Source organism: Sphingomonas larreae, assembly GCF_051400595.1.
Classification (GTDB): domain Bacteria; phylum Pseudomonadota; class Alphaproteobacteria; order Sphingomonadales; family Sphingomonadaceae; genus Sphingomonas.
Map to the genome: position 1 here is coordinate 66,225 of NZ_JBLFFI010000009.1, position 16,648 is coordinate 82,872.

The following is a 16,648-nucleotide window of genomic DNA, read 5'->3' on the forward strand; positions in this document are numbered from 1 at the left end:
CCCAATTGCTCACAACGTTAGGGACGGAAAATCTCGTCTCTGAGACACTCAGCAGCCGGTCCGTAGTACTTCAAGCGATAGCCCGTTTAGCCATACAGCCGTTCATCCCACCACACAGGCTCGGGCAACTCGTGGGTGATCTGCGCTGCGTCCGGGTGACGAGGATTGATCAGAACGTTCCGGTCAACTCTGGCCGGGATAGACGGCACGAGGAGGAGGGCACTCCGCTGCTCCCCGTACCAATCCATTCCAAACACCTTGCACAGGCTCTCATCTTTTCCGTCCCAACCAGGATGCGCTGCGGGCTGAAAAGTCTCGTAGCTGGTTCCGTTCGGGATTGTGATGCGGATAAAATGTTGATTTGGGGGCAGCACGCTATTGGCGTGTACCAGCTTCTCTAGCATGGCCGTCGAGTAATGCTCGGACGTGTAGATAATGGGGTTGGCCGGCGTGTTCCAGCGGCCGGGATAAAGCCTGGCACCCTCACTGTCATATATCGGGTGAGCGCCGTCCGGGTCACCGATACGGAAAGCGGTGAGGACACGATCCGTCCGGCTCCCTCTCACGCGCCCCCACCATAGGCCGCCCGTCCCAAAAGATTGATAACGACGTCGGCGCCTGGACCGGTGGCGAGCGCCACGTCCAGTGGCGGCTTGCCGTCGAGCATGGCATGCGGGCGGCTGAGGAACTCGCGTGCTTTCTCAGGTGTCTGGTAAACCTCAAGCGCAAAGCTGAACACTTTCGCGAGCCGGGCCAACCGATCCCCTTCTTCGCTCGTCAACCGCTGTGCAGGCGCTTTTCGGCGCCGCTCCAAGGTCGCCTTTGGGATCAGGCGAAACTTGAACCGGGCATCGTCAGGCGCCACGGTGTCGGCTAGGCGGTCTAGCGCTGCCACCGGCAAGCCATTCTCGATTGAATTAGATAAGGCGAGACGCGACAATTGCCGTCCAGCATTCACGCCGAGGAGCGCCTCAACCGATGCAGGCTGCGATGCCATGATAACCTCACTCCAGTTGGTCCTTATCTAAGCCTCACATGAGGCCGTGACAAGGCCGGAGCGGCTATGCCGCTCAAGCGATCACACGCTGGCTCCGATTCCGCTTGCCTCTTAAACCAGCCGGGTCGGACAGCTGCGCGGATCGGCGGAAGCATCAAACGGCAAGATGAATGAGCCATTGTAATCGGAAAGGGTCAGGGCGCTCCGAGCGACCGGTTCTCTGTCCTCAGCACGAGCGGGAAGGGGTCGTACTCGTTTGTAAGACGACGGCCTTTCTAGGTGTCGACGTCCTGGGCACGGCCTTTCCGTTGTCCTGCCGGACGACCTGTGGTGAGAGAACGCTTCAAATGCCGGTCGCTGACTTGACGACACTGTCGCCCTTTCACCTAGCCGCTTGCAACCGCGCGCGTGCGAGCTAATCATTCGATATGAAGGTGTTTCTCGACTTTGAGGCTTCCTCGCTGGCAGCCCGCAGCTATCCGATCGAAGTGGCCTGGGTCTTCCAGGACGGTCGCAGCCAGAGCCACCTGATCGCACCCGCTCCGACGTGGACGGACTGGGATCCCTTAGCCGAGGCGATCCACGGCATCGCCCGCGCGACGCTCGAAGCCGAAGGTGAGCCACATGGCGTGGTCGCTGATCGCATGATCGAGGCCCTGACCGATCACGAGCTCTTCGCAAGCGCGCCCTCCTGGGACGGCAAGTGGCTCAGCGCGCTCCTGCGTGCCGCGGGCCGCCCGCGGCACGCCTTGCGCCTGCGCGACACCGACGACGCGCTGTGGAGCACCGCCTCCGAGATCCTTAGGCCATGCCTGTCGGAAGCGAGGCTGCAGGTCGAAGTGCATGGTCTGGTCGCAGGCGCCCGTACGCCGGCAAATGCGCCAGCGCATCGGGCGCTGCCGGACGCCCAGGCGGAATACGAGACGTGGCTCCGGGTACGCCAGGGAGCGCGAGCACTCGCCGCTACAATCGTCTAGCCGGCTGCTCAAGCGGGCGACGTGCCGAGCGGCTGCAGAAGCTGCGACATCGGCCGTGCACACGATTCAGCCTGCCAGACCGTCGATGTCAGGCGCCGCCTCACGTCTGAACTCTGATAGAGCGGCAGAACCACCGCTGCTACGACTCGACCGCAGGTCTCGAGCGCCCCACGTATCGTCCCGGCGCCGTCGCCACAGCCAGGGTCGAGACAGGCCTGAATCTGGAGGGCTGGGCCGGACGGTTCACTTCAGGCACAGCGCCCGAAGCCATCGAGGTCGCCCGCCGACGAGCACGCGACGGCGGGGTTCCTCTCGACGATGCTGAACTCTAACCTAAATTCATGCTCGGCAGCTCGCATCTGCAGTCGCCGCTCTGACGCGTCCTCGCCATGGCCCGGCGTCGAAAGCTGCTCGAGCATCGCCTTCGTCGTGCGTGTGTCGCCGAGCCTGATCGTCAGCCTGATGAGACCTGAATCTACATCTGCGTCGATCACGATCTCTCCGCATCCTGCGTCCGCCGCCTCGAGGATCGTTCCGACGAGCAGGCGAAGCAAGCTCGGTCGATCGGCGTGGACAGGGGGCAGGTCTGCGGAGACCAGCGACCGTGCAGTGGCACTTCCCTGATTCAACGCATGCCGGGTGAGCTGGATCGCCGTGGTGACGAGCTCTTGCAGGTCGGTGATCTCCTCGCTGCCGACTGCCGGTTCCTCCAGCCGCGACATGGCGGACGTGAGCCGTTCGGCTCTCCGCACCAGCGCGTGGCAGCGCCTCTGTACGGCACGCAGCTCCATCTCGCCCAAGTCTCCAAGTCTCAGCCAGCGGTCGCCGGCTGCCGCCTCGATCGACAGCGAGGTCGCGATCTGCGCGAGCTCATACCTGAACAGCGGGCGCAGCCTGACCAGAAGGCGCTCGTGCTCGAAAGAAGGGCCTTCCCGGACCTTCATGGAAGGCGAGCGGCTCACCTGGACCTCGCTGGGGCGCGGAACCGGACGCCCGGCGCTGCCCGTTCCGATCGGCAGCGTTCGCGGCCTGAGCGACTGACGGAAGGTAGGTCGGCCCGATGTCGGCCGAGGCATGCCAGCCTCACGTCCCGCGCGATCGTGTCGAAACTCGGCATGCCCTCTTCCATCAGGCGGGACGACCGGAATGGCTCCCACCCTTAGAACGCAGGCTGGCGCGAAATCCTCATCGGCCGGAACGCGGCACGAGGATCAGCGAACCGTCGGGACGCGTCTCCAGCCTTATCGGATGAAGCTGGACCAGCGTGCGCGCGAACTGCGCCGCATCTCCGGTGCGGAACGAGCCGGTCACGCGGATTGCAGCCACTCGTGGATCGATCGAGAGAATGATTAGCGAGCCCTCGCTGATGCGCCGTGCCGCGCTGTCCAGCGGCTCGTCGCGGAAGGCGATCCTTCGACCGGGAGCAGGCTCGCCCCCGCGGGTCGCGGGGGACGAGACCCGCTCGCCCTTCGTACCAGATACGAACGTCTGACCGGGCACGAGCGTCACCGCGCTCTCGGCAGCGGTTGTGCGGAAGTCGCCTCGCTCGATCGTCACGCTGCCTTCCATCAGTCGCACCCGCATCCCGTCTGGCGTCCGCTCCGCCGAGAAGACGGTGCCCACGTCCGAGATGACGCGCGCGCCGACAGCCAGCCGGAATGGTCGTCGCGCGTCGCGGGCGACGTCGAGGACCACTCTGCCGCGCTCGAGCCGCGCGAGCCGCGCGTCGTCGCCGAACGCAAGATCGAGCGCCGACCCGGGCGACAGCACCGCGCCCGTTCCGTCCGGCAGTCGGACGTATCTGACGTCCGCTCCCGCCACGACGTCCGGGTGCCCGAAGCGGGCTATTCCATCTCCCTCGCGGGACGGGCGCTCGCCGACAAGGGTGAGCGCCAGTAATCCGCACGCGGCTATCCCGGCGGCAGCGGTCGCCGCTCTGGCGGGTGTCCACCAGCCCGCCTGGCGCGCGTGGAACGACCGGCTCAGCGCCTGCTGCCGCTGTCGGACGAGATCCGGCGAGCTGCGCCAGTCTTCGAGCGCGTCCCAGGCGTCCCGTGCCCGCATCCATGCGCGCCTGTTCTCGTCGTCGTGCGCGATCCAGCGGTCCGCCAGCGCCTCGTGCGCGGCGGACGGATCGACGTCCAGCCGGTCCACCAGCAGCGCGGCGGCCTGATGAGGCGGAAGGCCGACGATGTCGTCCCAGCGAAGTTCGGGCGAGCTCACTGCCAGCCCTCCATACCTTGGGCCACCGCCTCGGCTGCCCGAACCATGTGCTTCTCGACCGCGCTCACGGATATGCCCATCCTCACGGCGATCTCCTTGTGGCGGAGCCCCTCGAGCCTGCGCAGGACGAAGATGGTCCTCGTCCGCTCGGGAAGCCTGTCGAGAACTGCGGATATTGCGTGCAGCGCGCTCGTACCTGCAAGCTCGCGGTGCGGGTCGATGCCGCTGACGGGCATGACGGCCAAGTCGAGGCTCACGTGCGCCTCCGCCTGTCGGGCCGTCCGACGGCGGTGCCAGTCGGTGAGGAGGTTCGCAGCCACCCGGTACGCATAGCCGTCCAGGTGCTCCAGCTCGCCGCTCCGCTCCCTCTGCGCAACGCGCAGGAGGCTCTCCTGCACGAGATCCTGCGCCTCGGCCGGATCCCCCGTCCGACGGCTGAACCAGGTCTGCAGTCCGTCGCGGAGCCTCTCCAGGCGCCGCGAGGAACCGGCCCCGTCGCTCGGCTGCTCGACGGCGGTCACGAGACAGTGCAGCGGTGCATGGGCCCGTCCGATCTCCTGCTGGGGCGCTATGGTCAGCACGCTCGTCATGCATGATACAAAACGCAGCGACCACCGTAATTCACACGTTTCCGCCTGGCCGAACCATGCGCCGGTCCTGCTGCCCAACCGCCGTGCGCGATCGCAGGCGCCTCTGAACGAGGCCGCCGGTGTGCCGATCCTAGAAGCGCCCGACGAGCACCACGTCGAGACGCCGGAGCCTGGCGTCGCCGTAGGAGCTGTAGCCGATCTCGTACGGCACGAGCGGAGGCGCCCGATCGAATACGTTGATCACTCCGACACGCAGCTCCAGGCCGCGCCCTGTGTCCAGCCGATCGCGCCCGAGTGCGAGGCGACCGGCAAGATCGAGATAGACCTGCGGCGGAACGGCATGGTCGTAGATGCTCGAGACCAGGGCGTTGTATCCGCCGAAGTCGGGATTGTACGTAAGACGATAGGATCCAACCATCTGCGCGCTGGCGGAGAGCTCCAGGCTTCCACGCCGCCAGTCCGTGCTCACGTTCCCGCGCCATCTGACCGGACCCTCGGGTGTGCCGACCTTCGAGTACCAGGGTTGCAGAGGAGATGCCCGCCGACGGAAGCGAGTGGTCCACGTTCCCGACGCAAGAATACGGAACGCGCCGATCGGCGTGTCGATGTCGTGCTCGACATCGGCGTCGATCGTATCGACCTCCGTGCGGCCAGTCGCGATGTTGGTCGCGTCGATCGCGGTGACCACTCCTCCCGTGAAGCCCAAGCTCAAGTCGGACGCGCTCAGCGGGTCGCGTGCCACCCGGACGTTCGAGGCACCTTCGCGCGCGAGGACGAACTCGCCGGAGGAGCTGTAGTCGATCTGTCGCGACCGCCTGATGCGGATGAAGTCGAGGGAGATGCGCGGCGAGCGGCTGTCGAACGGAGCGAGCACGGCGCCAAGAGCCAGGGAGTCGGCATGCTCCGGCCGGGCGCCGCGCGCCGCTCCGGTCGTGAGCGACACCGGCGCCTCGGTGTTCGTCGGCCTGCCCGGTCTCTTGGGGTCCCGCTCGCCCGGTCCGAACCTGAGAAGGCTGACCGGACCGATCAGTCCGAACGGCGTGGGGGCGGCTCCGGTGGCGACACTCGCGCGAAGCGAGAGCCACGGCAGGGGTGCGGCTCTGAGGCCGCCGGTGTAGACGATCGTGGCCTGGTCGACTGCGATGCCCGCTTCGCCCCCGTGCAACTCCTCGCCGTTCTCGTCCACCCACCGCTTGAGCGAACCGACGTCGTCGTACCGGGTCGCCAGCTGCACTTCCGCGCGCGGTCGCATGTCGGATTCCGCAGCCGCGAGGATAGGCACGAGGATCTCGGCGTACGCCGAGGACGTACGCTGCCGCTTGGCCCTCAGGTCCGGACCGTACGACGGTAGATCGTCGGCCGAGGTGAAGAAGCGCGGCTCACGAAGGGATTCCTCCCTTTGTTCTGCATAGAGTGTCAGCATCGCGTCACCACCAGGGAGCCTCAGCAGGGGACCGGCCATGCGCACGCTGAAATCGGAGAGGCGATTGCGGGCGTCCTCGACCTGGACGGCGGGCGTCCTGTAGTCGTCAATCGCGCTTCGAAACGTGTTCCAGTCGCCGAGCGGCGCGAGGGCTCTGCGCCCCGACGTGCCCAGTCCCGACGAGACGGATGCCTTGATCGCCGCTCCGTCGTAGATGTCGTGGTTGCGCCGACGTCTCATCGACGCGGCTCCCAGCGCTACATGTCCCTCGCCCCGCCACGACGATCCCAGATTGGCGATCACTCCGATGGTCAGCCGGCTGGTGTCGAGGCGGGTTCTGTCGACATCGCGCGCTGCCGGGGGCAGGAAGCCGAGCACCACGTCCTGCTCGAAGGGACTGGCCGGACTGGATCGTGGCAGCTGTACTGAAAGCGGATCGGCCGGCTGAAGCGCGGTGCCTTCGTTTCTCAGGGCGATCAGGTCGGCGAAGATCTCGAGGCGCGCCGTCAGCCGGTGATGCACGTCCACGAGTATCGACCTCGTGCGGGTCGTTGTCGTCAGGCTGCGGGCTCCGCCCGCTTCGCCGCCGGGACCCGGAAAGACGCTCGCCGGCGAGCGGTCCAGCGACGTGGCGGATGCGCCGCCCGTTCCGACGGGCAGGACCGCGAAGGGTGCTCCCAGGTCCACCGTCCCCGATGCGGACCTGAGCGCGAGATTGCCCGACCGGCTCCGAACGATAACGCCGTCGACCGTGGGGACCGTTGCCAGGACATCCGGGGGCAGTCTAGCGAAGCCCAGAGCCCGAGCCCGGTCGGGGAAGGCGCGATCTTCCCAGAGCAGCCCATCCTGCCGCGACAGGCCCGTCATCATCTCGACGGTGGTGCGGCCTTCGTCGGGCGAGAGGGCGACGCGCGCGAAAAGCCGTCGTGACGATCCGCCGTCCCGAAGGGGCGGGCCCGACTGGACGGTCGCCTCGGCCCCGCTGGCGCTTCGTCTCACGACGGCGTTCACGACCCCACCGATCGCGTCCGGACCATAGATGCCGCCTGCCGTGAGAGGCAGAATCTCCATGCGATCGAGGGCATCGGGCGGCAGGCCGTTCAGGTCGGGCTGGTAGAGGTCGCCGCGCGAGGTGGGTACGCGGGGCAGACGCCCGCCGTCCACGAGCACGACCGTCTGGTCGCTGCCCAGCCCATGAAGGTCGACTTCAGATCGGGGGCTTCCCCGTGTCCGCAGCGGATCCTGTACCACGGCCAGCGCCTGGGCGTTGCCCGGTGTCCGCGTGTGCAGGTAGTCGTCCACGCTGGTGACGTGGGCGCGGGCGATGTCCCGGGAACCAGCGACACGGTAGGGTTGAATGTCGTCCCTGGTCCGAGGGATATCGAGATTCTGGGTGCGGCGACCGACCACCAGGATGTCCGGTATCGACACGGGCGCACCCGGCGACACGAGGATGGCCCCATCTGAGGTACGTCGCGCCGTCATGGTAGTTCCGGAAAGCAGGCGCTTCACCGCGTCGTCGGTCGACATGCGTCCGTTCACCGGTCGGCTCCAGGTACTTCCGTCGATCTCCGGGGACAGGAGAATGTCGGTGTCGGAGATGCGCGACAGCTCCTGCAGCGCATCTGCCAGTCTCATCCTTGCAATGGAGAACGTCGGGATGGCCGTCCCCGTCTGCTCGGCCGCAGCGGGAGTCGCGGTTGCGCAAAGGCAAGCTGCACTGGCGGTCAGCGCCATTCGCACCGCCGCACCTGCGCGCGGCATCGTCGTCCGCCAGGTCGCGTCCTGCTCCGAGCCGTTCATGAGTACCGATCCCCCTCGCACACAGTACACTGCGCGGGATGACGGAGGAACCGTCACTATCGGCCAGGAAGCAGTTCATGCTTCCCGCGAGATGGGGAGCCGGCTGGAGCAGCGTGTGAACTGCCGTCAGTCAGGCGGCGGTACCCGAGAACGCACTCAGCCGGAGGATCATCATCCTGCACCCGAGAACGAGAGCTGCCGCTTCGTCGTGGGACACCCTGAGCACGACCGGCAGGCCGAGAAGCAGGATGCGCTCGACCGTGTTCGAGACCCGGGTCATGCTGCGGTCCTTCCGCCGTGGCGTGGTCGACCGTCCCAGAAGACGATCGGGGCCAGGATGACGATCACGAGGCCGCCCGCCATGAGGGCGATGCAGCCGTCCTCGACTGCGCGCTGCGTCTCGAGCCCGGCCGCGAGGCCGACGCCGAGCACCAGCACTACGAGCAGACGCTGGACGAAGGAAGCGGAGGGCGGTCGGTCGGTCGTCATGGCTGCGGCTCCAGTGGACTGTGTCCAATGGGTGCCGCATCCGCGTCCCTTCCTGAATCAGACGGCGGGCTCCAGTCCCCATACGGCGGTATGGCGCCACTCACCCTTCAGCGCTGAGGCAGCTGTCCTCTGATCGTCGGTACTTCGGGAAGCACGATGCGGAAGAGCGTGCCTCCGCCCTCGCGGGGCCAGGCGGAGATCGTCCCGTCGTGCGCCTCCACGATCGATCGGGCGATAGAGAGTCCCATGCCCATGCCGTCCTCCTTGGTCGTGAAGAAGGCCTCGAACACGCGGCGGCAGGTCTCCTCGTCCATGCCGGGACCGGTGTCGCGCACTTCGACGACGATCTGCCTGTCCCGATGGCCGGCCTCTACCTCGATGTGCCGGACTGCGCCCGAGGCGCCGGACATGGCCTGGGCCGCATTGACGATCAGGTTGATGACCACCTGCTGGAGCTGGATCCGATCACCCGTGACGGCAGGCAGGCCGGGTGCGACGGAGACGGCGAGCGTCGCGCCAAGCGCCGCGGTCTGCCTCCTCGTGATCTCGACCGCGTCGTGGATCATGGACGCCAGGTCGAAGTCGGCACGCGTCTCGCCACCCTTCATCGCCATCTGTCTGGTACGAGCGATGATCTCGGACGCGCGCGCGCCCTCGCTGATGATCCGGCCCAGCGCAGCCCTGGCCTCCTCCATCGCGGCGCGACCGGCCTCGTCGACAGGAGTGACCTGTCGGAGCCAGCGCAGCGCGGTGTTGCCGTTCACCACGACGGCGGCGAGCGGCTGGTTCACCTCGTGGGCGATGGACGCCATGAGCTCCCCCAGGGTAGCGACCCGCGCGGCATGCGCGAGGTCCGCCTGCGTCCTGGCGAGCTCCTTCTCCTTGGCGACCCGCTCGCTGATGTCCACGACGCCGATCATGACGATGACCTGCTCGTCCGGATCCTTCGGGAACGCGCAGCTGAGAAGGACATCGACCTGGCTGCCGTCCTCGCGCAGCATGGCAGTCTCGGTCTCGTAGCTCTCCTCTCCTGCCAGGTAGGCGAGAAGATTGCGATTCCAGCCGGCGAGGCCTGCCGCCGGCACCCAGTCGCCAAGCGGCCGGCCGACGGCTGCACCGCGATCCACCCCGAACATCGCGCTGGCTTTGGCGTTCAGGCCGGTGACCGTCGTCACGTCGAGCGCACGCCGCACGATGGTCAGGTCGGCCGCGATAAGACGCGAGAGCTCCACGGGATTCTCGGACACGGTCGAGAGCAGCGCCCTCATGTCGGTGAGATCGATCTCCCAGAATCCTACCGCGGTGCCGTCGAAGACGCTGTGGAAGCGGTGCTGCTCGCGGGTGAGATCGAAGACGAGCGTATGGAAGCCCTCGAAGCCGCCCGGCCCCATGCGCGGCACGTAGCGGATGGCCGCGTCGCGCCACCCGCCGTTCAGGTACGGCACCTTCGCCTCGAAGGATACCTGCTCGCCAGAGGCTACCCGCTCGAGGAAGGGCAGCCGCTGTTCGTAGGCGTCCTGTCCCAGGAACTCGCGCATATGCAGTCCGACGAGTTCGTCGGGCGAACGTCCGTACCAGGCCGTGTGGTGGTCGTTCGCCAGGCGGCAGACATGGTCCGCGTCGAAGAACGAGATGAGTGCGGGCACGGCGTCGCTGGTCGAACGCAGGATGTCCCTGCCGAGATCGTCGCGTTCGTCGTCGGGCGTGACGGCGAATGCGGCGGCGCTAGTCATCGCCGATCTCCCACCGTGCGCGATTGTCGGCACCCGACCCTCGTAGGGCCGCACCAATCGGAATCGTTCCGAGAACGCGTACGGACCTGCCGACGTCATCCCCAGGTATGATTCCATCGCGCACCCCGTCCGTGTCATCAGGGCCGATGGGGCGGGGGCCGACGTCCGCTGACGAAAGATGCCTGCCTTGTCCTCTGAACCGCTTATCGCCATCATTGACGACGACGAGGGTGTCCGCGTGTCGCTCGACGGACTCGTGCGCAGCCTGGGCTATAGGGTGGCGACCTTCCACAGCGCGGAAGCCTTCCTCGCGTCGGACGACTGGACCCTGAGCAGATGCGTCATCAGCGACGTGAACATGCCGGGCGGAATGACGGGAATCGCACTGGCTGACCGGCTGCTTCGCACGTCCGCGGTTCCCGTCATCCTCATCTCGGCGTTCGTCGACGAGCGAACGTGCCACGAGGCTAGTCGAGCTGGCGTCCGACGCTTCCTTCGCAAGCCCTTCGACGGCGACGTCCTCATAGGCTCGCTCGAGGAGGCGCTTGCGTCCTAGGCCGGGCGTCGCTGCACCGACGTCACGGAAGAAGCCATCACGAGCGGCGACGACGCCGTCGTCGTCCCCCGGCCGTCCGGTGGGAAGCGGCGGGCAGGGGCAGACGGCCGAGCCAATGCCGATCATGCTCGCAACTAGCGAAGGCGTTCCTTCGATCGGCAGCATGGCGGCGGCCTCGAGGTCCGAAGGCGCCGAGTGCCTCGTCGACGGGAGCTGCAGCATGGATCTCTCCGACCAGCGACTCCGGCGACAGATCTGTCGCGCCGGACGTGCTTGAGTGTCGGGGAGGAGGATACTCTGCATCCATTTCGGAGCAATCACCCGAACGGGGGTGAAAATTATCCCCCTCGCGCAGACAGACGCGCAAGCACAAACGCGGGCAATGGAGCTTTGTTCCTTGCCCTAAAGGCTTATACTTCCGCATTATGTCATCGGCGGCTCACGAAGCGTAGGCCAACGCGTCGAAGGCGCTGACCCTTGAGAGTGCTCGGGCACATCGGCGTCAGAGCCGCCATGGCCATGGAGTGCTTTCCAGAGTGCAGCATCTGCTCGACGTCCTTCTGCCGATCATCCTGCTTCTCGGGCTCGGGCTTGCAGCGGCGATCGGTGCGCGAGCGGTCGGCCTCAGCCCAGTTGTCGGCTACATCGCGCTCGGGGTCCTACTGAGCGCGTGCGGACCTGACCTGCGGGCCTCCGCCCAGACCATCTCCGTGCTGGCCGAGCTGGGCGTCCTTTTCCTGCTCTTCGACATCGGCCTGCACTTCTCCTTTCGGCAAATGAGGCGGCAGGCCTCCGACATCTTCGGCTTCGGAAGCGCGCAGGTAATCCTGAACGCCTGCCTGGTGGCCATGGTGGCGGCCGTCGCCGGCCTTGGCCTGGCGCCGGCGCTGCTGCTGGGCGCCACGCTGGCGCTGTCCTCGACCGCCGTGGTGGCGCGCCTGATCGCGGAACGGCATCAGCAGGACTGCCCGGTGGGGCTTACCGCGACTGCCATCCTCATCTTCCAGGATCTCGCAGGCATCCTCATCCTGATCGTCGCCGAGGCGATGGGCGCGGGCTCGGCGCCCATCGCCGCGATCGGCATCGCCCTCGCCAAGGCCGCAGGATGCTTCGCAGGCGCCATGGTCATCTCGGCCGTCCTGGTGCGTCCCGTGCTTGACCTTGTGGCGCGGAGCAGAAGCGAGGAGGTCTTCACTGCCGTCGCGCTGCTCGTCGCGCTGTCTGCAGGCTGGCTGACAGGTACACTGGGTCTGTCGGTCACGCTGGGCGCGTTCCTGGGCGGAGCGATGATCGCTGATTCGCCCTACCGCTCGATCATCCAGTCCGAGGCGCGCCCCTTCCGCGGTCTGCTGCTCGGCTTCTTCTTCGTCTCCATCGGACTTGCGCTCGACGTCCGCGTCCTCCTCGGCGAGTGGCCGCTCGTCATCGCCGCGTCGGTGATACTCGTGCTGATCAAGATCGTCGGCAACATGGGCGCGAGCCTCGCCTTCCGCTGGTCGGTTCCCGGATCGGTGCAGCTCGCTTTCCTCCTGGCACAGGGATCGGAGTTCGGGCTGGTCATCCTGAGCGTGCCTTCTATGAGGAGCCTCCTCGGAGCGGAGGCCACGTCGGTGCTCGTGGCCGCGCTGGCGCTCAGTCTCGCCGTGACCCCGAACCTCGCAACGGCGGGCCGGAGGCTCGCAGGCGAGCTGAGGGCGCGGCGTGTCAGGCAGGCGGCTCACGAGACCGAGCCGCGAGCCCTGCTTGCACCGGTGCTCGTCTTAGGCATGGGCGACGTCGGCCGCGCGGTGGCCGACGGGCTGATCCACTTCGGCCTGCCCTACGCCGCCATGGATCCTGACGAGAGGCAGCTGCGCAACGCCGTCGCCGACGGCTACTCGGTCGAGTTCGGCGACCTCACCGATCCACGCGTCTGGGAGCCGATGGCGCTGGCGGGCAGGCGCATGATCGTCCTCACCGACCCCTCGCTCGAGACGTCCGCCCGGCTGACGCCGCTTGCGCAGCGGTACTACCCGGACGTCAGGCGGATCGCGGTGGTCAGGACCAAGGGCGACGCGGTCGGCTTCGCCAAGGCGGGGCTCGAGCCGGTACTGGAGGAGGGCAGCGGCGACGACACGGCAGCGCACGTGCTGCGTATGCTCGACTTCGGCGAGGGCGAGATCGATGCGTGGCTGACCGATCGATCCGCATCGCGCGTCCGTTCCGGCGATCTGACGCTGCAGATGGCGTGAAGGGCGGGGCGCCGGTCGTCGTGTGGGGCGGACGGGATCGTGCCAATCGGGAAGACCGCATGAGGTCGCGTTGTGGTGATCGTCAGCTGTCAGCGCTCGATCTTGGATCATGCCGCGCACATGCCGAGCGAAGACCTCTCGCCCTTCTACCAGCGATAGACGCCCGGCAGTCTTCAGCCCGGCCACGGCTCGGCTGCCTCGCTCAACGCCTTTCCAAATGCGGCAGGACCGGTGCCCGGCCGAAGCTGCAGGGTCGGTCGAGGACATCGGCTATCGCAAGACAGGGAGCTTGAAGGTCATGACCATCCCGTCGCCTTCCAATCCCGTGGAGATCGAGCCCTCGTGAGCTATGGCGATGTTGCGTGCTACGGCTAGTGCAAGGTCCTGGCCTGTCGCGGCCTCCAAGGACACATCCACGCCGTCGACCGACACCTTCACGAACGCCATGTCGTTCGCCGATCCCGTGCTCACTTGGACGGGGGAACCTGCGACATGGTTGCCAGAGCCGCGAAGCACGCTCAGGATAAGGTTGGACACGAGAAGCTCGATCCGCTCGGGGTCGCCGACGACCGGCCGAAGCCGGTCTGCAAGATCCAAGTTGATCCCGCTCCCGCGCTCCGCAGCCGCGTGCGAGGTCAGGCTGCCGGCAGCGATGACGGCGGAGTTGAGGTCGAACTCGACCACGTTCCGTCTAGGCGGGGCGAACTCGCGCGTCCGTGCCAGCAGCTCCGAGGCCCGCGTCGCCTCCGAGACGGCGCGCTCGATGGCGCGTCTCGCCTCCGCGAGGTCCGGCTCTGATCTGCCCAGCCAGCGGAGAGCCGCGTTGCCGTTCGCGACCACTGCGGCGAGCGGCTGGTTCGTCTCGTGGCGCACAACCGACAGGATCTCGTCCACGAGCAACAGGGAGCTCGAGCCATCCCGGTTCACGGGTGCCATCGTCCACGATGCGGGTGGGGTTGGATCGTCGTTCATCGCTCTTCCCTTATCCTCCCCGATCGATATCCATGCCGCCGGACATGCGCCACCAGACCTGCGTCTGTTGTGGATCGCCTGCAGGTGAGTAACTCGACGCTATGGATCGGCCGCACAGCCTCTGCGTATAGTTTGTAAGGTCGCGGCACCTGCTGCATCAGGGAGAAGGCGGCGCTGCCCGCCTCGGCGTGAAGGATGAGCAGGTGAGTACCCAACCGCTGATCTCGGTGATCGACGACGACGAGGGTATCCGCGAGTCCCTCGATGGCCTCATCCGAAGCCTCGGCCTGCGCGTGCGGGTCTTCGACAGCGCCGAGAGCTTCCTTGCCGCCGGGATCCATGACCAGACAGGGTGCATCGTCAGCGACGTGCAGATGCCGGGGATGAGCGGCATCGATCTCCTCAGGACGATGCGAGCGACAAACTGCCGCATCCCCGTCATTCTGATGTCGGCCTTCGTCAGCGAGCAGTCCTTCGCGGAGGCGAGAAGCGCGGGCGCCTACTGCACCTTCCGCAAGCCGTTCGACGGAGAGGCGCTCGTGAGCTGCATCGAGAAGGCGCTGAAGGACTGATCCCCACGTCCGGCGTTACCGGTAGGACGCCGGCCTGTACCTGCTGCCGCAGGATGCGCGAAGCCGGAGGCTCCGGAGCTCGCCTGCCAGGCGGCGACCCCCGGATCCTTTCCTCGTCGGCGAGCGGTCGTCGTCAGCGGCGCTGTACCTGGACGACGCTGCCGGGGTGTCCGCCGGCGTCCTCCACGATCACGAGATAACGCCGCTGCTGCGGCGTGTCGGTATCGGCGACGATCTGCCTGATAGGACCGCTGGCGTTGACGATCGCCGAGCCGGCCGGGTTCGTCATGAATTTGGCAAGCGGCTCGACGCCGCCGGCGCCGTCCGGGCGTGAGGCAAGACCGAGCAGGTACGCGTGCTTGGGCTGGAGGCCGGTGGCGGAGGCCTGCAGGATCTGGACGAGGCCCTGATCGAAGAGCGATACGCTCGTCGCCGCCGCTCCGCCGGGTGCTGCAAGCTCCAGGCGGGTCACGTTGCCCGCGACGCCGAGCTGCTGGAGGTTCGCCGTCCCCGCACCGTTCGGCACCGCGTTGGGAACGTAGGCGATCGCCTGAGGCGCCTGCCCGACGGGGATTTGGCCGACGGTACGATTCGTCGCCGTGTCGATGACTGCCAGAGCGTCGTCGTTCTCGAGGCCCACGTAGATGCGGCTGCCGTCGCCCGAGGGCCACGTGCCGTGCGGGAGCTTGCCGACGGGGATCGTGGTCACGAGGCCGAAGTCGTCGATGCGAAAAACCTTCACCTCGTTGAGGCCGCCGATCGTCACGTAGGCGAACGTGCCGCGGGGGGTCCGCGCAAAGTTGACGTGATTGGTGATCGGGCCGGTGTCGATGACCTTCAGGAGGCCGAACGGCGGCCTGGCGTCGAAGACCACCGTTCGGCCCACGTCCTTTAGCGTGAACCAGACCTGCCTGCCGTCCGGCGTTGCCGCGATGTTGGGGCAGAACGGGCTCGGCTGTGCGACCGAGCCGACCTTGCTGCGGTCCTTGACGTCGATGACGACGAGCTCGGGATTAAAGGACGAGCAGATGTAGGCGTAGCGGCCATCCGGCGAGAAGATCGTCATGCCCGGACCGCCGGGAGTCCTCACTCGCGCGGTCTCCTTGAACGTGGTGGCATTTAGGACGGAGATGTAGTCCTCGCCCCGGACGGTGACCCAGACCTCCCTGCCGTCAGGCGTGAAGAACGCCTCGTGCGGACTGCGGCCGACGTAGGTGGTGTGCCTGACCGAGTTGGTGGCGGTGTCGACGAACGTCACCGAATTCGATCCGATCGACACGACGGCGAGCGTCTTCCCGTCCGGCGAGAATCCCAGGCCGTGGACGAGCACCTGCCCCTTGTAGAGCGGAGAGAAGTTCGTCGGCTGCGGCTCGCCCAGCTTCACCACGCCGAGAAGCCTGCCGTCCGCGGGATCGCTCACGGACAGCGTGTTGGAAAACTGCTCGGCCGCGTAGACGCGATCCCTGCTGCTTACGGGTACGTCCGCCTTCGCCCACGGCGCCTGCTGCGCCGCCGCGTGGAGATGAACGGTGCCGGCGATGATCGCCGCCGCTGCCAGTGCTCGTGTCAACTCAGGACTCCATATTCGAGTGATGCTGATGCCCCGCGCCGCCGGCCGCCGGGCGCTTGTCGGGCGTGGTGGGAGCGGGAGCGGAGGCGGGCAGCGGATCGCCCACCGCCATCTTCATGACGGCGATCTCCTGCTGCTGATCGACGATGATCTCCTGGGCGATGCGCTTGAGGCGCTCGTCCCTGCCGTGCCGCAGTTCGGCCACCGCCATGTCGATGGCGCCCTGATGATGTGGGATCATCATCGCGACGAAGTCCCGGTCGACGTCACCGGTCGGCTTGGTTTCCATGCCGGCCATCATGCGGTCCATGGCGTCTCTGAGCTCGTCCAGGAACGGCTTCTCCGAGCCGCCACCCTGGGCGATCGCGGCGGCAGGTAGGCTGAGGACGGCGAGCAGCAGCGCGGTCCGTCTGATGTTCGGCATTCGGGAGGCTCCTGCGTGCCGTGGTCCAGCCCCTCCCGCTCACGGTCCGGTCTCGCGTGCCCGCTTGCGTCGACGTTCGTGGAGAACG

Annotated in this window: 16 protein-coding genes; 4 read left to right on the top strand and 12 right to left on the bottom strand. The window is 67.0% G+C overall.

Annotation, left to right across the window (positions count from 1 at the left end; genetic code table 11):
- Window positions 1-86 precede the first annotated feature (86 nt).
- Entirely contained in the window at window positions 87-566 is a 480-nt protein-coding gene (locus tag ACMGDM_RS19540) for an RES family NAD+ phosphorylase (RefSeq protein WP_436805803.1), read from the bottom strand.
- The gene (locus ACMGDM_RS19545) at window positions 563-997 is read right to left on the bottom strand and encodes an Xre family toxin-antitoxin system antitoxin (RefSeq protein WP_436805804.1); all 435 of its coding nucleotides are present in this window, start codon (window positions 995-997) and stop codon (window positions 563-565) included. Before ACMGDM_RS19545 ends, ACMGDM_RS19540 begins: the two co-directional genes overlap by 4 nt.
- A 428-nt stretch (window positions 998-1,425) precedes the next feature.
- Here ACMGDM_RS19545 and ACMGDM_RS19550 point away from each other — a divergent pair, with 428 nt between their 5' ends.
- Window positions 1,426-1,974 carry a 3'-5' exonuclease gene (locus tag ACMGDM_RS19550; protein WP_436805805.1) on the top strand — a complete coding sequence of 183 codons (549 nt, stop codon included), beginning with the start codon at window positions 1,426-1,428 and terminating at the stop codon, window positions 1,972-1,974.
- A 248-nt stretch (window positions 1,975-2,222) separates the two neighbouring features.
- Here the strand turns inward: ACMGDM_RS19550 and ACMGDM_RS19555 are convergent, their stop codons facing one another.
- The 7 genes from ACMGDM_RS19555 to ACMGDM_RS19585 all read right to left on the bottom strand — a co-directional run bounded on the left by ACMGDM_RS19555 (window position 2,223) and on the right by ACMGDM_RS19585 (window position 10,235).
- A complete protein-coding gene (locus tag ACMGDM_RS19555) occupies window positions 2,223-2,936 on the bottom strand; it encodes a hypothetical protein (RefSeq protein ID WP_436805806.1) in 714 nt (237 codons plus the stop codon).
- A gap of 223 nt (window positions 2,937-3,159) precedes the next feature.
- Window positions 3,160-4,197: a FecR family protein gene (locus tag ACMGDM_RS19560; protein ID WP_436805807.1), complete on the bottom strand. Its 1,038-nt coding sequence runs from the start codon at window positions 4,195-4,197 to the stop codon at window positions 3,160-3,162.
- Window positions 4,194-4,787 carry an RNA polymerase sigma factor gene (locus tag ACMGDM_RS19565; RefSeq protein WP_436805808.1) on the bottom strand — a complete coding sequence of 198 codons (594 nt, stop codon included), beginning with the start codon at window positions 4,785-4,787 and terminating at the stop codon, window positions 4,194-4,196. Before ACMGDM_RS19565 ends, ACMGDM_RS19560 begins: the two co-directional genes overlap by 4 nt.
- Window positions 4,788-4,917: 130 nt before the next feature.
- Complete coding sequence (locus ACMGDM_RS19570) at window positions 4,918-8,013, bottom strand: TonB-dependent receptor domain-containing protein (RefSeq protein ID WP_436805809.1); 3,096 nt, start codon at window positions 8,011-8,013, stop codon at window positions 4,918-4,920.
- 130 nt (window positions 8,014-8,143) lie between these two features.
- The gene (locus ACMGDM_RS19575; protein ID WP_436805810.1) at window positions 8,144-8,293 is read right to left on the bottom strand and encodes a hypothetical protein; all 150 of its coding nucleotides are present in this window, start codon (window positions 8,291-8,293) and stop codon (window positions 8,144-8,146) included.
- Complete coding sequence (locus ACMGDM_RS19580; RefSeq protein WP_436805811.1) at window positions 8,290-8,502, bottom strand: hypothetical protein; 213 nt, start codon at window positions 8,500-8,502, stop codon at window positions 8,290-8,292. The genes ACMGDM_RS19575 and ACMGDM_RS19580 overlap by 4 nt, the downstream gene beginning before the upstream one ends.
- 107 nt (window positions 8,503-8,609) lie before the next feature.
- Window positions 8,610-10,235, bottom strand: a complete 1,626-nt coding sequence (locus ACMGDM_RS19585; protein ID WP_436805812.1) for a PAS domain-containing sensor histidine kinase — start codon at window positions 10,233-10,235, stop codon at window positions 8,610-8,612.
- Window positions 10,236-10,422: 187 nt separating this feature from the next.
- On the opposite strand from ACMGDM_RS19585, the gene ACMGDM_RS19590 reads away from it, so the two are divergent.
- Together ACMGDM_RS19590 and ACMGDM_RS19595 are read left to right on the top strand one after the other, a co-directional pair.
- Entirely contained in the window at window positions 10,423-10,791 is a 369-nt protein-coding gene (locus ACMGDM_RS19590) for a response regulator transcription factor (RefSeq protein ID WP_436805813.1), read from the top strand.
- A gap of 536 nt (window positions 10,792-11,327) precedes the next feature.
- On the top strand, window positions 11,328-13,022 hold the full coding sequence (locus tag ACMGDM_RS19595; RefSeq protein ID WP_436805814.1) for a cation:proton antiporter domain-containing protein: 1,695 nt from the start codon (window positions 11,328-11,330) through the stop codon (window positions 13,020-13,022).
- A gap of 270 nt (window positions 13,023-13,292) precedes the next feature.
- Here ACMGDM_RS19595 and ACMGDM_RS19600 read toward each other — a convergent pair whose 3' ends face one another.
- A complete protein-coding gene (locus ACMGDM_RS19600) occupies window positions 13,293-13,994 on the bottom strand; it encodes a histidine kinase dimerization/phospho-acceptor domain-containing protein (protein WP_436805815.1) in 702 nt (233 codons plus the stop codon).
- A 188-nt stretch (window positions 13,995-14,182) separates the two neighbouring features.
- Here ACMGDM_RS19600 and ACMGDM_RS19605 point away from each other — a divergent pair, with 188 nt between their 5' ends.
- Complete coding sequence (locus tag ACMGDM_RS19605) at window positions 14,183-14,566, top strand: response regulator (protein ID WP_436805816.1); 384 nt, start codon at window positions 14,183-14,185, stop codon at window positions 14,564-14,566.
- Between the two features lie 133 nt (window positions 14,567-14,699).
- Here the strand turns inward: ACMGDM_RS19605 and ACMGDM_RS19610 are convergent, their stop codons facing one another.
- Complete coding sequence (locus tag ACMGDM_RS19610) at window positions 14,700-16,136, bottom strand: YncE family protein (protein WP_436805817.1); 1,437 nt, start codon at window positions 16,134-16,136, stop codon at window positions 14,700-14,702.
- Between the two features lies 1 nt (window position 16,137).
- On the bottom strand, window positions 16,138-16,560 hold the full coding sequence (locus ACMGDM_RS19615) for a DUF305 domain-containing protein (protein WP_436805818.1): 423 nt from the start codon (window positions 16,558-16,560) through the stop codon (window positions 16,138-16,140).
- Between the last annotated feature and the right edge of the window lie 88 nt (window positions 16,561-16,648).